General features: G+C 60.0%; 15 protein-coding genes. 4 read left to right on the top strand and 11 right to left on the bottom strand.

Annotated elements, in window-relative coordinates:
- Nucleotides 1-71: 71 nt before the first annotated feature.
- Genes R1W00_RS04710 through R1W00_RS04700 form a run of 3 tightly spaced genes read left to right on the top strand, consistent with a single transcriptional unit; the run spans nucleotide 72 to nucleotide 3,405 of the window.
- Nucleotides 72-1,286: an ABC transporter permease subunit gene (locus R1W00_RS04710; RefSeq protein WP_317261546.1), complete on the top strand. Its 1,215-nt coding sequence runs from the start codon at nucleotides 72-74 to the stop codon at nucleotides 1,284-1,286.
- 1 nt (nucleotide 1,287) lies between these two features.
- On the top strand, nucleotides 1,288-2,601 hold the full coding sequence (locus tag R1W00_RS04705; protein ID WP_317261545.1) for an amino acid ABC transporter permease: 1,314 nt from the start codon (nucleotides 1,288-1,290) through the stop codon (nucleotides 2,599-2,601).
- 12 nt (nucleotides 2,602-2,613) lie between these two features.
- Nucleotides 2,614-3,405, top strand: coding sequence for an amino acid ABC transporter ATP-binding protein (locus tag R1W00_RS04700; protein WP_317261544.1), 792 nt, complete (start codon nucleotides 2,614-2,616; stop codon nucleotides 3,403-3,405).
- A 48-nt stretch (nucleotides 3,406-3,453) separates the two neighbouring features.
- On the opposite strand, the gene R1W00_RS04695 is transcribed toward R1W00_RS04700, so the two are convergent.
- The 11 genes from R1W00_RS04695 to rpmH all read right to left on the bottom strand — a co-directional run bounded on the left by R1W00_RS04695 (nucleotide 3,454) and on the right by rpmH (nucleotide 12,101).
- Complete coding sequence (locus R1W00_RS04695; protein WP_317261543.1) at nucleotides 3,454-3,966, bottom strand: SixA phosphatase family protein; 513 nt, start codon at nucleotides 3,964-3,966, stop codon at nucleotides 3,454-3,456.
- Nucleotides 3,963-4,622 (bottom strand): ferredoxin, encoded by a 660-nt coding sequence (locus R1W00_RS04690; RefSeq protein WP_317261542.1) that lies wholly within the window; start codon nucleotides 4,620-4,622, stop codon nucleotides 3,963-3,965. The genes R1W00_RS04695 and R1W00_RS04690 overlap by 4 nt, the downstream gene beginning before the upstream one ends.
- Before the next feature lies 1 nt (nucleotide 4,623).
- Nucleotides 4,624-5,493: an acetylglutamate kinase gene (gene argB / locus R1W00_RS04685; protein WP_317261541.1), complete on the bottom strand. Its 870-nt coding sequence runs from the start codon at nucleotides 5,491-5,493 to the stop codon at nucleotides 4,624-4,626.
- Between the two features lie 65 nt (nucleotides 5,494-5,558).
- Nucleotides 5,559-6,209, bottom strand: a complete 651-nt coding sequence (yihA, locus tag R1W00_RS04680) for a ribosome biogenesis GTP-binding protein YihA/YsxC (RefSeq protein WP_317261540.1) — start codon at nucleotides 6,207-6,209, stop codon at nucleotides 5,559-5,561.
- The gene (locus R1W00_RS04675; RefSeq protein WP_317261539.1) at nucleotides 6,206-6,949 is read right to left on the bottom strand and encodes an MOSC domain-containing protein; all 744 of its coding nucleotides are present in this window, start codon (nucleotides 6,947-6,949) and stop codon (nucleotides 6,206-6,208) included. The genes yihA and R1W00_RS04675 overlap by 4 nt, the downstream gene beginning before the upstream one ends.
- A complete protein-coding gene (gene yidC, locus R1W00_RS04670; RefSeq protein WP_317261538.1) occupies nucleotides 6,949-8,742 on the bottom strand; it encodes a membrane protein insertase YidC in 1,794 nt (597 codons plus the stop codon). Before yidC ends, R1W00_RS04675 begins: the two co-directional genes overlap by 1 nt.
- Nucleotides 8,743-8,845: 103 nt before the next feature.
- Nucleotides 8,846-10,309: a GGDEF domain-containing phosphodiesterase gene (locus R1W00_RS04665; protein WP_317261537.1), complete on the bottom strand. Its 1,464-nt coding sequence runs from the start codon at nucleotides 10,307-10,309 to the stop codon at nucleotides 8,846-8,848.
- Between the two features lie 60 nt (nucleotides 10,310-10,369).
- Nucleotides 10,370-11,239 carry a tRNA 2-thiocytidine(32) synthetase TtcA gene (ttcA, locus tag R1W00_RS04660; protein WP_317261536.1) on the bottom strand — a complete coding sequence of 290 codons (870 nt, stop codon included), beginning with the start codon at nucleotides 11,237-11,239 and terminating at the stop codon, nucleotides 10,370-10,372.
- Between the two features lie 8 nt (nucleotides 11,240-11,247).
- On the bottom strand, nucleotides 11,248-11,505 hold the full coding sequence (gene yidD / locus R1W00_RS04655; RefSeq protein WP_317261535.1) for a membrane protein insertion efficiency factor YidD: 258 nt from the start codon (nucleotides 11,503-11,505) through the stop codon (nucleotides 11,248-11,250).
- Nucleotides 11,502-11,942, bottom strand: a complete 441-nt coding sequence (gene rnpA, locus R1W00_RS04650) for a ribonuclease P protein component (RefSeq protein WP_317261534.1) — start codon at nucleotides 11,940-11,942, stop codon at nucleotides 11,502-11,504. The genes yidD and rnpA overlap by 4 nt, the downstream gene beginning before the upstream one ends.
- Nucleotides 11,943-11,966: 24 nt before the next feature.
- Nucleotides 11,967-12,101, bottom strand: coding sequence for a 50S ribosomal protein L34 (gene rpmH, locus R1W00_RS04645; protein WP_317261533.1), 135 nt, complete (start codon nucleotides 12,099-12,101; stop codon nucleotides 11,967-11,969).
- 303 nt (nucleotides 12,102-12,404) lie between these two features.
- Between rpmH and R1W00_RS04640 the strand changes: the two genes are divergently transcribed.
- Nucleotides 12,405-13,136 (top strand): TVP38/TMEM64 family protein, encoded by a 732-nt coding sequence (locus tag R1W00_RS04640; protein ID WP_317261532.1) that lies wholly within the window; start codon nucleotides 12,405-12,407, stop codon nucleotides 13,134-13,136.
- The last annotated feature ends 1 nt before the right edge of the window (nucleotide 13,137 follow it).

Genomic DNA, 13,137 nt, shown 5'->3' with positions numbered 1-13,137 from the left:
TCTGTTGCGGCCACAGATCGGGAAACACCGACGGCGCCACATAAGCCAACAGAAACCTCGGGGAGTATGAGATGTCGACTTTTCCGGAGACGCCGAAAGATGGCTTTCGGCTGAGCCAGCTTATTTACGACACACGCTATCGATCGTTGACCATTCAGGTGGTCGCTATGATCCTGTTGGTGCTGTTCTTTTCATGGCTGGTAAGTAACACGATCCAGAACCTTTCCGATCTGGGCAAAGATTTCTATTTCGGGTTCCTATCCCAACCTGCGGGATACGATATTAACCAGCGTTTGATCGAATATAGTTCCGAATCTTCCCATGGGCGCGCCGCGCTGGTGGGGATTTTGAACACTATTCTGGTCGCGTTTCTGGGCTGTGTGCTGGCAACGATCTTGGGGATCTTTGCCGGTGTTTTGCGCCTGTCCAAAAACTGGTTGGTGTCGCGCCTGATCGCGGTCTACGTCGAGGGGTTCCGCAACGTGCCCCTGTTGCTGTGGATCATCGCGATCTTTGCGATCATGTCCGAAGCAATGCCGCAACCGCGCGCCTTCCGCGAAGGTGGCGGGGCCTCGATGCTGCTGGGTGATAGCGTCGCGGTGACCAACCGCGGTGTCTATATCCCTAGTCCTGTTTGGGGCGACAACTCGGCCATTCTGGTTGGGGTGTTTATCCTGTCGGTGATCGGGATTTTCATTTTCCGCAGCTACGCCCGTAAACGCCAAGAAGCGACCGGTGATATCCTGCCGGTGTTCTGGGTCTCCGCGGCGTTGTTCTTTATTCCGTCGGTGCTGGCCTACTACATTCTGGGCCGACCGGTGTCGCTGGACTATCCCGAACTGGGCGGGTTCAACTTTAAGGGCGGTCTGCACCTGCGGAACTCGCTGATTGCACTGTGGTTGGCGCTGTCGCTTTATACGGGGGCGTTCATCGCCGAGATCGTGCGCGCCGGTATCTTGTCCGTGTCCAAGGGCCAGACCGAAGCGGCATATGCGCTGGGCCTGCGTCCGGGGCGGACAATGAACCTTGTGATCCTGCCGCAGGCGCTGCGGGTGATCATTCCGCCGCTGATTTCGCAGTTCCTGAACCTCACCAAAAACTCGTCTCTGGCGATTGCGGTGGGCTACATGGATGTGCGTGCGACCCTTGGGGGGATTACGGTGAACCAAACAGGACGTGAGCTTGAGGGCATCCTCTTGCTGGGCCTGTTCTATCTGGTTCTCAGCCTCGTCATCTCGGGCGGCATGAACATCTACAACAACAGCGTCAAACTGAAGGAGCGGTAAGATGAGTGATACACACGCACAAACCGTTGCCTATGTGCGCGAAACGATGTTGGAGCAGAAAGAGCCCCCCATCACCGAAACGGGCGCGATCAAATGGCTGCGCGAAAACCTGTTTTCGGGGGCGACCAACATCATCCTGACCGTGGTGTCGATTTTCGTCATCGTTTGGGGGCTTGGGCATATCCTGCCGTGGTTCCTGAATTCGATCTGGGATGCGGGGTCGCTGACGGAATGTCGCGAAATCCGCAATGAACTGTATGGGTCCGATGCCTCGTCGGCCTGTTTTGCGGTGATTTCCGCGCGCTGGCATCAGTTGCTGTTCGGGTTCTATCCGCAAGAGCTGTACTGGCGACCGGTTCTGGCCTTTGTTCTGCTGCTTTCGGCGCTTGCTCCGGTCCTGTTCAACAACCTGCCGCGCAAATTGCTGACGTGGTCGATGCTGGCGCCGTTCGTGCTGTACTTCCTGCTGTGGGGGGGCACGATCTGGGGTCCGCTGATGGTGCTGGCCGGTTTTGTTCTGGGCTCCGTCGCGTTCCGCTTTGGTGAGCAGGTTAATGCGATCATCGCGGTTCTGGCGGCCATTCTGGTGCCGGTTCTGTTCTGGTTGTTCCTTGCGGGACCGATTGCCGGTGCCTTGTCCGAGCTTTTGCCGATCGGGATCACCAAGGTCGAATCCAAGGACATGGGTGGCTTTATGCTGGCCACGATCATCGGGGTGTCGGGGATTACGCTGTCGCTGCCTCTGGGGATCGTTTTGGCCCTTGGGCGTCAGTCTGATATGTTCCTGATCAACAAGATGTCGGTGGCCTTTATCGAAACGATCCGTGGCGTGCCCTTGATCGTTTGGCTGTTCACTGCGTCTCTGTTGTTGAACTACTTCCTGCCGCGCGGAACCAACTTTGACCTTATGCTGCGGGTGATCATCATGGTCACGCTGTTTGCTTCGGCCTATATCGCCGAGGTGGTGCGCGGGGGCCTCGCGGCCCTGCCCAAAGGTCAGTATGAGGCGGCGGATGCCTTGGGTCTGGATTACTGGAAATCCATGCGCCTGATCGTTCTGCCGCAGGCCCTGAAAATCTCGATCCCGGGCATCGTGAACACGTTCATCGGTCTGTTCAAGGACACGACCCTTGTGGTGTTCATCGGTCTCTTGGATCCGATTGGCCTGTCCAACACCATCCGGGCAACGACCGAATGGAACGGTATCTATTGGGAACTGTTCGTCTTCATCGGTCTGATGTTCTTCATCTTTTGCTTCAGCATGGGGCGGTATTCGCTGTTCCTTGAAAAGAAACTTCAGCGCGGTCACCGCTAAAGGAAAACCAATATGTCTGAACTAGTTAACCAACGCGAAGTCGACCGCAGCCAGATGCAAATCTCGGATGAGGTCGCCGTAGACATCGTCAACATGAACAAGTGGTACGGTCAGTTCCACGTTCTGCGCGACATCAACCTCACCGTGAACCGCGGCGAACGGATCGTGATTGCTGGCCCCTCGGGGTCGGGTAAATCGACCATGATCCGCTGTATCAACCGTCTGGAGGAACACCAGTCGGGCAAGATCATCGTGGATGGGATCGAACTGACGAACGATCTGAAAAACATCGACAAGATCCGGTCCGAGGTCGGCATGTGCTTTCAGCACTTTAACCTGTTCCCGCATCTGACGATTCTGGAGAACTGTACGCTGGCCCCGATCTGGGTGCGTAAAACCCCCAAGAAAGAGGCCATCGAAATGGCCATGCATTTCTTGGAAAAGGTGAAGATCCCCGATCAGGCCAACAAGTACCCCGGACAACTGTCCGGTGGTCAGCAACAGCGTGTGGCGATTGCCCGCTCGCTGTGCATGAAGCCGCGCATCATGCTGTTTGACGAACCGACCTCGGCGCTTGACCCCGAGATGATCAAAGAGGTTCTGGACACCATGATCGAGCTCGCCGAAGAGGGCATGACCATGCTCTGCGTGACCCACGAGATGGGCTTTGCGCGTCAGGTGGCGAACCGCGTGATCTTTATGGACCAAGGCCAGATCGTCGAACAGAACGAACCCGAAGAGTTCTTTAACAACCCGAAATCCGAGCGGACGAAACTGTTCCTCAGCCAGATTCTGGGCCACTAAGACCGAATTTCGGTGGAAAAAATGGGCCGTCCCGATTGTGGGGCGGCCTTATTTTGTGTCCAGATCGTTGGGCACAATGAAATCGACAACCGTCCCTGTGCCGGGTGTCACGTCGGCCCAATCCTCCGCGTCGAAGTCAACAACCAGCGTCGCGCAGGTCGGGTAGGCGCCGAACCGGCTGTGGCTTGGGCGTTCAGAAACCAGATGCGAAGCCAGCGCGCCGATCCCCGGATTGTGGCCCAGCATCAGAACGGGGCTGGCCGCGCAATGGCGCAACACGCGCAGCATCGTATCAGGGGCCGCGTGATAGAGGTCGGGTTCCCGACGCACCAACGCCCCGTCGTCCACGAACGCGCCCTGCATGCATTCCCATGTCTCCAGCGTCCGGCGCGCGGTCGAACTGACCACCTCGGCGGGGACATAACCGTTCTCGGCCAGCCACGCGCCAATCGCCGGTGCGGCGCGCCGCCCTCGGTCGTTCAGGGGGCGGTCGTGATCCTCTTGCATGGGATCATCCCACGTCGATTTGGCATGCCGGATCAGGATCAGTCGAAGGGTCATGGGTGAAACGCCGTCATGTGAAAAGCAGATTGTGCCCGCACCCTGCCACAGTCCGCGCCCACAGGACAACGCCCCCGTACCAAACATCCGCCATTTAAGCAGGCCTGTCCCGCCGACGTTGCAAGATGGCGATGGCAGGCCTCGACGTCATAGGTGCCGCCCACGACCGCGCTGACCGGACAGGCGGTGAGGCATGGCGCGGCACAGGTGTCACAGGGCGCGGTGGCCTGCTCCGGCGCAGGGATGTCTAGGACCGTGTCAAATACCAGCGCGCCGCGATAGGACGCGTATAGCCCCAGCCGGTCGTGGACCAGAAACACCGCCGGTGACACCCATGCCCGCCCCGTGCGCGTGGCCCATGTAAAGAACGGCAGGTAGGGCGGCCCCGAGAACGGGAACACCGCCCGCGCGCCAAGGTCATCGGCCATCGCGCCGATCACCCGCGTGGACCAACGGTCCATCGGGTCGGGCGCGCCATCGGTGAATTCGGGTTGGGATTGGATGTCGGACCAGAACGCGCCCTCATCCGGAGACAGCATGACCACGGTGCCGTTCGGGGGCAGGGTGGGGGCGTCGTCGGGGGCGGTATGGAACGCCCCCGAAATCATCAGGCCGTGGGACTGTGACGCGGTCGTTATGCAGCGCCACAGGTCCATCTTAGCGCGGTGTGCGGATCAGAGAGCCCGCGCCATGCTCGGTATAAAGCTCCAGCAGACAAGCGTTCGGCGCGCGCCCGTCTAGGATCACCACCGCGCGCACACCGCCGTTGATGGCGTTGAGGGCGGTTTCGGTTTTCGGGATCATACCGCCCGCGATCACGCCGCTTTCGGTTAGCTCAACAATCTGCTCGGGCGACAGTTCGGTCACGACCTCACCGCTTGCGTCCTTGACGCCCGCGACATCGGTCAACAGCAACAGGCGATCAGCCTTCAGCGCGGCGGCAATCGCACCGGCGGCGGTGTCGCCGTTGATGTTGAACGTCTCGCCATTGCGACCCGCGCCAAGTGGGGCCACGACGGGGATCATGCCCGCATCGAACAGCTGCTTCAGAACGCCGGGGTTCACCTCGTTCGGGGTGCCGACAAAGCCCAGGTCGGGGTTTGTCTGATCGCAGACCATCAGATTGGCGTCCTTTCCGGACAGGCCAACCGCCTTGCCGCCCTGATCGTTGATCGCCTGAACGATGCGTTTGTTCACCAGACCGGACAGAACCATTTCGACAACGCGGACGGTGGCGGCGTCGGTGACGCGCTTGCCGTTCACGAATTCCGATTTGATGTCCAGCTTGGCCAGCATTTCGTTGATCATCGGGCCGCCGCCGTGGACGATGACGGGGTTCACGCCGACCTGCTGCATCAAGACGATGTCGCGGGCGAAGTTATCCATCGCCTCATCGTCGCCCATCGCGTGGCCGCCGAATTTGATGACAACGATCGCATCATCATAGCGTTGCAAATAGGGCAGGGCCTCGGACAGGGTCCGAGCGGTGGCGATCCAATCACGGTTCATGGCAGTTTGCTTTTTCATCTGGTCATCCTTGCTGCGCCTCTGTTGGTAAACCGCAGCGGATAAAGGGGCAAGGGGCGGACGTCTCAGACCAGCGTGGCGATAATCGCACGCAGGGTGGCGATGCCGTCACCCTTTTCCGAGCTGGTCACGACGATTTCGGGAAAGGCGGCGGGGTGCTTTTGCAGGGCCGTTTGAACTTGGTTCAGGACGTTTTCGCGATCCTTGGCTTTGACCTTGTCGGCCTTGGTCAGGACCACCTGAAACGTGACGGCGGACTTGTCGAGCAGGTCCAGAATTTCCTGATCCACCGCCTTGATCCCATGACGGGCGTCGATCAGGACAAAGGCACGGCGCAGCGTCTGACGACCAGCCAAATAGGATTTCAGCAATTCCTGCCATTTCTTGACGACGGCCACCGGCGCCTCGGCATAGCCATAGCCCGGAAGGTCGACCAGATAATGGCTCTCGGCCAAGGTGAAAAAGTTGATCTCTTGCGTACGGCCCGGCGTGTTTGAGGCGCGCGCCAGACCCTTGCGCCCCGTGAGCGCGTTAATCAGGCTGGACTTGCCAACGTTGGAGCGGCCCGCGAAACAGACCTCCATCCGGTCGGCGGGCGGCAGGCCGGACATGGCGACGACGCCCTTTAGAAAATCCGTGTTGCCCGCAAAAAGCTTGCGCCCCACCTCGGCGGTGTGATCGTCGGGCGTTTCGGCGATGGTAAAGGTCATGTTCATGCGGATACCTCAATGGGGGTGCCGACGGTGATGGTGCCGCCCGTTTCAATGCTGGCGAGGACGCCGAAATCGGTGTGTCCCCAATGGCCGCGCAGGGCCTGTAACGTGTCGACGTCGCGCCGACCGGTGTCTGGGTTCGCCTCGGTCGCACGACAGCGCTGGATGCGTTCGCCCACGCGCAATGTCACGTCGCCGATGCGGATGGCGTTGCCCGCCCAAGACAGTTCTTCAAACGGGGCCAGATCGCCGTCCAGCCAAATGTTGATCCGAAACCGGCGCGGGTCAAGCGGTTGGCCTACCGCATCCGAGAGCGCGCGCAGCGACGCAAGGCTGGCCACAGAGACGCCGGCGTCGGGATCGTCGGCCATGCCGGTGTCGGGCGCAACGGCCAAGGCGCGCGGCGCGGGGCGGTCCGCGGGGTAAAGCGGCGTGATCCAGTCGATCAGCGCGCTGGCGTCGCCCGTTGCGGGCGCGAAGATCAGCGGATCGCGATCCGGATGGGTCAGGGTGATCTTTTCGCCGTTGGTTTCGGCACGCACCGCCATGAGGGAAGGCGCATAACAGCCCCGCGCGAAATTGCGACAGGGCTGCCATTCTCCGGTGTCCTCGGATGTGCCGGTCAGGACCGCAAAGGCGCGGTCAAACGGCATTGGACGACCCGGGCTAAGCGTTACCTCGCCCAGGTCCTCGGCGCCAATCCCCTTGATCGGGTGGCGCCAGATCTGGGCGAGGGTTGGCATTACTTGGACTCCGATTTCGGGGTCTTTTTAAAGCCGGATTTGATGTTTCCAAGCAGGTCGGGTGTGTACCCTTGCGAGCGCATGATCAGATACTGCTGCGAGAACGTGATCGTGTTGTTCGCAATCCAGTAGATGACCAGACCGCTGGCAAAGTTGCCCAGCATGAACATGAACACCCAAGGCATCCACGCAAAGATCATCGCCTGTGCGGGATCTGCGGGGGCGGGGTTCAGTTTCTGCTGCAGCCACATCGAAATACCCAGCAGGATCGGCAGGATACCCAGCGACAGGAATTGGAACGCGCCCAGTTCCGGTGCCGCAAAGGGCAGAATGCCGAACAGGTTGAAGATGCTGCTGGGGTCGGGGGCGGAAAGGTCGCGGATCCAACCGAACCACGGTGCATGGCGCAGCTCGATCGTGACGAAGATCACCTTGTACAGCGAGAAGAAGATCGGGATCTGCAGCAGGATCGGCAAGCAGCCAGATGCAGGGTTGACCTTCTTGGACTTGTAGAGGGCCATCATCTCTTGCTGCAGCTTCTGACGGTCGTCGCCTGCGCGCTCTTTGATCTTCTCCATCTCGGGCTGCAGTTCTTTCATGCGTGCCATCGAGACGTAGGATTTATACGCCAGCGGGAACAGGACCGCCTTGATCAAGATGGTCAGCGCGATGATGGACCAGCCCATGTTGCCGATCAGGCCGCTCAGGAAATGCAGCGCCTGAAAGATCGGCTTGGTCAGGAAAAAGAACATGCCCCAGTCGATGGAGTCGTCAAAGCGGAAGATGCCTGTGTCTTCTTCATAGTGCTTGATGGTTTCCCATTCCTTGGCACCGGCGAACAGCATCGTGTCGACGGCGGCGGTCTGACCCGCGGGGACCGAAACGATCGGCAGGCGCGTTTCGACCTGATAGATGTCGGCACTAGGGACGTACTTGGCGACCGAGGTAAACGGCTGACCCGGGGTGGGGATCAGGGTCGTCATCCAGTATTTGTCGGTAAAGCCGATCCAGCCATTTTCCTGAACATCCTCAACCTCGGCCAGCGCGCCCTCGCGCTCAACCAGATCCAGATCGGTCATGTCCTCATAGGACAATTCGGCCAGTTCTTTGTCGGTTTGGCGCACGACACCTTCGTGCAGGATGAAGAATTTCGTCTGGTCGGGCTCGCCGTGGCGGGCGATGATGCCATAGGGCAGCATGCGAACCTCGGCGTCGGTGGCATTGGTCACGGTCTGTTTGACCGAGAACATATAATCCTCATCCACCGAAATCGTGCGGGTAAAGGTCAGGCCATTGCCGTTGTCCCATGTCAGTTCGACAGGGGCCGTCGGGGTCAGGGTGGTGTTCGACCCCGCCTGCCATACGGTGTTCGGACCGGGAACGTCCGCGCTGTCCAGTTGCCCGGCAGGGGCCCAGCCATAGAGGGCGTAATAGGGCGATGCACTGCCCACCGGCGAGAGGAGCGGAACAGCGGGCGACCCTTCGTCTAGCGTTTCACGATAGCGGTCCAGCGATAGGGTATCGATGCGGCCACCGGCCAGCGAGATCGACCCGTTCAGTGCGGGGGTTTCAATCGCGATGCGCGGGGCTTCGGCGGTTTGGACGGTCTCGGCGGGGACGGTTTCGCCATCTGCGGCGGCCTGCGGCGTGACGACCTCGGTCTGCTGGGTCACGGCGGCCGTTTCGGGATCGACCGGTTGGACCTGTTCCGGTGGGAACAGCATGTACCAAACGCCAATCACTGCAAAGCTGAGCACGGATGCGAGAATAAGATTCTTGTTCTGATCGTCCATATCGGGCCGTCACCTATCCTTTTAAAGGTGACGCCGGTTCAACAGAACAGCAGGCCGAAGGTCAAGCAGTTTTCGGGGGTTGCGACCAATGTTTCTTGGGGTTTTAGGCGCGCCGACCCAGCGGAGTGAGGTGAATCAGCTTTTGTTTGTGCTGATCGATCCACGCCGTCGCCTCTTGCAGGGGCATAGGGCGGGCGATCCCGAAGCCTTGGGCGTACTGACTGCCCAGCTGGGCGACGGTCGTCAACTCGGCCTGTGTTTCGACACCCTCGGCGATGGTTTTCAGGTGCAACTGATCCGCGAGGGTTATGATCGCGGCCACCATTTCGCGTTGTTGGGGATCCTTGTCGACGGCGCGGACAAAGGATCGGTCGATCTTTAGACGGTTCACGGGAAAGCGCCGCAGTACCGACAACGGGGCCTGACCGGTGCCGAAATCGTCCAGATCAATGGGACAGCCCATCTCGGCAAGGCGGTCGATATTGCGGTGCAAGACGTCTTTGCCGCCATGCGACACCACGTTTTCAAGGATTTCCACGGTCAAACGGTTCGCCGACATGTCGAACCGGTCAAGCGCCCAAGCCACGCGATCGCACAGGGTCGGATCGTGCAAATCCTGACTGCTAAAGTTCACGCACACGGTTTTTACGCCCAGTGTGGCGCGGTCCCATGTGGCCAGCGCGGACAATGCTCCGTTCATGATCGCGGTGTTCAGGGATTGGGACAGGCCCGCCTGATCAATCGTGTCCAAAAACTCTCCCGGGGCGATGATACGTCCGGTTTTGGTGGTCCAACGCGCGAGCGCCTCGGCCCCGATGATTGCGCCGGTATCGTTGCACATTTGTGGCTGGAACCACGGTTGGATTTCGCCCGATTGCAGGGCGTCCGACACCGCCTGCGGGCTGATGTCCGAGGTGTTCAGATTGGGGGCAAAGGATTTGCTATAGGCGCGGATCGCATTGGGGCCGAAAGTTTTGGCCATGTCCAGTGCGGCCTGTGCGCCTTCATACACCTGTTTTGCGCGGGTATCAGAGCCATTGCCGGCCGGACAGAAACCGATGTCACACGACAGGTGCAGACGCCGGTGGTCCAACGGTACGGGCGCGAGGGCACAATCCTGCAACCGACCGGCAACTTGCAGCAGGCTCTCGAGGTCGTTTTGTTTGGTTGGCGATAGGATCACACAGAGGCCGCGATGGCCGTTCGCCATGACGGCATCATCGCCGCGCATGCGGTTCCGTATCCGCGCGGCCAGCGTGGTTTGGATGGCGCGTGCGTCTTGCGGCAGGATCGGTTCGACCGCGTCGAAATCCAGCATAAACACCGCCGTGCCCAGATCCCCGTCCTGACAAGAGACCAGCGTTTTTTCCAGCTGGCCCAATGGGGTATCCGCGTCGCCCATCGTCACGTTGCGCCATTCGGGTCGGATCCACAGCAGGGCGGACAACAGCGGCACAATGACGATCAGCGCCATTTCCCCCAGTCCGATCCCGACCCCCAGACAGATCAGGGGAATCAGCGCGCGAATGGCACTGCTGCGGTTGGGAGAAAAGGTGATTTGGGTCACGGGGCCCACCTATGGCTAAAACATTTGGTTCAGCCTATGGGTGAGTCCCCCAGTGATCCCTTAACGCAAATCCGGAATATCGTTCGAATTTTCGCTAAATTTGTCAGGGTCCCGCGTCAGACCCGCAAAGTCGAAAATATTGGGGTCCAACAGGTGCGAGGGCCGCGTGTTCATCAGGGCGCGGAACATCTTTTGGCGGCGTCCGGGATGGTTCGCCTCCCACTGGTCCAACATCGCCTTAACCTGTTGACGTTGCAGGCCGTCTTGGGACCCGCAGAGGTCACAAGGAATGATCGGATAGCTCATCGCGCGCGCGAATTTCTCGCAATCTTCCTCGGCCACATGGGCAAGGGGGCGATAGACGAACAAATCGCCCTCTTCGTTCACCAGTTTCGGCGGCATGGTGGCCAGACGGCTGCCGTGAAAGAGGTTCATCATAAAGGTTTCGAGGATATCGTCGCGGTGATGGCCAAGGACCACGGCGCTGCAGCCTTCTTCGCGGGCGATGCGATAGAGGTTGCCGCGGCGCAGGCGTGAGCACAGCGCGCAGAACGTGCGTCCCTCGGGCACCTTGTCCATCACGATGGAATAGGTGTCTTGGTATTCGATGCGGTGGGGGACCTGCATTTTCTCAAGGAACTCGGGCAGAACCGTCGCCGGAAACCCCGGTTGCCCCTGATCAAGGTTGCAGGCCAGCAATTCCACGGGCAGCAACCCGCGCCATTTCAACTCATACAGCACGGCGAGCAAGGTATAGCTGTCCTTGCCGCCGGACAGACAGACCAGCCATTTCGCCCCACGTTCGATCATGCCGTATTGCTCAATCGCCTCGCGGGTGTGGCGCACAATGCGTTTGCGCAGCTTTTTGAACTCGGTGCTTGAAGGGGCACCGTGGAACAGCGGGTGGATGTCGTCCAAATCGTCCAGCATGGGTGATCTCACTCTTGGCGGGGATCGGTTTCTGTGTGCGGCTCGGTGCCCGGAACGGGGTCGTATCCGGTCCCGCCCCACGGATGGCAGCGCCCGATGCGGCGCAGGGTCAGATAGCCGCCCTTGATTGCGCCGTGTCGTTCCAGCGCCTCAAGCGCATAGGCCGAACAGGTCGGCTGATACCGGCAATTATGCCCGACCCATGGCGAAAACACCAAGCGATAGGCCCGCACGGGCAGGGAAAACAGGCGGGCGAGGGGCGTCATGACGGATCGGCCTGCTTTTTCGGCGCATGTACGCGGTTCAGGGCGAACTCCAGATCGGACAGCAAGCGTTCAAACGGCAAATCGGCTGTGTGCTCCGCCCGCCCGATCAGGACATAATCCCAACCCGCGCGGCCCTGAGCCGACAGAACCTGTTGCGCGATGGCGCGCAGGCGGCGCTTGGCGCGGTTGCGGGCGACGGCATTGCCGACACGTTTGGAACAGGTGTACCCGATCCGCGTGGTGTCGGGCGCGCTCGCCTCACCATCGTTGCGGCGGCGTGCCTGCAGGATGAACCCCTTGGTCGCCTGACGACGCGCGTGGTTCGCCCGCAGAAAATCGGCCCGCTTTTTGATGACCTGCAAACGCGACGACACCGCCGATGAAGGTGCAGAGGTCTCAGGCATGTGCCCGTCTCCTTCCTTCTTCGGCGGTGTCATGTCCGAATTGCCCTAGGGCAAATCTTATGCGCAGAGCGACTTCCGGCCTTTAGCACGGCGGGCGTTCAGGATCTTGCGACCTGCTTTGGTGGCCATCCGTGCGCGGAAGCCGTGGCGGCGCTTGCGAACAAGGTTGCTCGGTTGATAGGTGCGTTTCATCGCGTTGGCTCCGTTTGATCCGGCCCAAACCCCAAAAGGATTCGAGGGCCACATGTGTTCGAAGCCCGTCCTTTAGGGGCAGATCGTCACCAAGTCAATTCGCCAAGCACGGATTTTCCACGGGAAAACCCGAATTTTATGTCCGCGCGGCCCACGATTGTTACAAATCTGTAAGATAGGGGCGCTAAACGGCCCGTTTTTCTCACCTAGGTTCAACCTGATGTGAGAATCCGAACAAGTCCCCCCACGATGCACATGTTTCCTGTAGCACAAGAGGACGCAAAAAGGTCAAACAGGATGCACATGTCAGAGGCCGAAACCAAATCCAGCCCCACGTGGCTGCGGAAATTACCGTTAATTGTCATCGCGTTGGTGGCGATTGTCGGGGCGTTCACCCTGCGCGAGCATCTGAATTTCGAGGCCCTTGCCGAGAATCGCGATGCCCTGATCGCATTTCGGGACGCGCATTACCTTGTGACGGCGCTGGGCTTTGTCGGGGTGTACATCGTTCTGGTGGCCTTTTCCTTGCCTGGTGCGACGATTGCCACGCTGACGGGCGGCTTCCTGTTTGGCGTCTTTCCGGGAGTTCTATTGAACGTGACAGGCGCGACCATCGGGGCAAGCATCATTTTCCTCGCGGCGCGCTGGGGGTTGGGCGACCGTCTGGCGGCCAAGATGGATGCAAGCGAGGGGCGCATCCGCCAGATCAAACAGGGCATCGCGGAAAACGAGCTGTCCGTGCTGTTTCTGATCCGTCTGGTGCCTGCGGTGCCGTTCTTTGTCGCCAACATCATTCCCGCGCTTGTCGGCGTGTCCCTGACGCGGTTTATGTTCACCACGTTTTTCGGCATCATCCCGGGTGGTATCGTCTACACATGGGTCGGCGCCGGTCTGGGTGCGGTGTTTGAACGGGGCGAGACCCCGAATTTGGGCATCATCTTTGAACCCTATATCCTTGGGCCGATCTTGGGCCTCTGCGCGCTGGCCGCGCTGCCGATCGTGATCAAGGCCGTCAAAGGGAAAGCCGTGAAATGAC

The organism is Rhodovulum sp. FJ3 (assembly GCF_032918305.1).
Lineage (GTDB): Bacteria > Pseudomonadota > Alphaproteobacteria > Rhodobacterales > Rhodobacteraceae > SAT37.
Note: the sequence above shows the minus strand (reverse complement) of the source record. Positions and strands in the feature narration are given on the sequence as shown.

Excerpts from the sequence above, each read along its gene's own strand:
- R1W00_RS04710 (WP_317261546.1), top strand. The coding sequence starts at position 72 with ATGTCGACTTTTCCGGAGACGCCGAAAGATGGCTTTCGGCTGAGCCAG.
- R1W00_RS04705 (WP_317261545.1), top strand. The coding sequence starts at position 1,288 with ATGAGTGATACACACGCACAAACCGTTGCCTATGTGCGCGAAACGATG.
- R1W00_RS04700 (WP_317261544.1), top strand. The coding sequence starts at position 2,614 with ATGTCTGAACTAGTTAACCAACGCGAAGTCGACCGCAGCCAGATGCAA.
- R1W00_RS04695 (WP_317261543.1), bottom strand. The coding sequence starts at position 3,966 with ATGACCCTTCGACTGATCCTGATCCGGCATGCCAAATCGACGTGGGAT.
- R1W00_RS04690 (WP_317261542.1), bottom strand. The coding sequence starts at position 4,622 with ATGGACCTGTGGCGCTGCATAACGACCGCGTCACAGTCCCACGGCCTG.
- argB (WP_317261541.1), bottom strand. The coding sequence starts at position 5,493 with ATGAAAAAGCAAACTGCCATGAACCGTGATTGGATCGCCACCGCTCGG.
- yihA (WP_317261540.1), bottom strand. The coding sequence starts at position 6,209 with ATGAACATGACCTTTACCATCGCCGAAACGCCCGACGATCACACCGCC.
- R1W00_RS04675 (WP_317261539.1), bottom strand. The coding sequence starts at position 6,949 with ATGCCAACCCTCGCCCAGATCTGGCGCCACCCGATCAAGGGGATTGGC.
- yidC (WP_317261538.1), bottom strand. The coding sequence starts at position 8,742 with ATGGACGATCAGAACAAGAATCTTATTCTCGCATCCGTGCTCAGCTTT.
- ttcA (WP_317261536.1), bottom strand. The coding sequence starts at position 11,239 with ATGCTGGACGATTTGGACGACATCCACCCGCTGTTCCACGGTGCCCCT.
- yidD (WP_317261535.1), bottom strand. The coding sequence starts at position 11,505 with ATGACGCCCCTCGCCCGCCTGTTTTCCCTGCCCGTGCGGGCCTATCGC.
- rnpA (WP_317261534.1), bottom strand. The coding sequence starts at position 11,942 with ATGACACCGCCGAAGAAGGAAGGAGACGGGCACATGCCTGAGACCTCT.
- rpmH (WP_317261533.1), bottom strand. The coding sequence starts at position 12,101 with ATGAAACGCACCTATCAACCGAGCAACCTTGTTCGCAAGCGCCGCCAC.
- R1W00_RS04640 (WP_317261532.1), top strand. The coding sequence starts at position 12,405 with ATGTCAGAGGCCGAAACCAAATCCAGCCCCACGTGGCTGCGGAAATTA.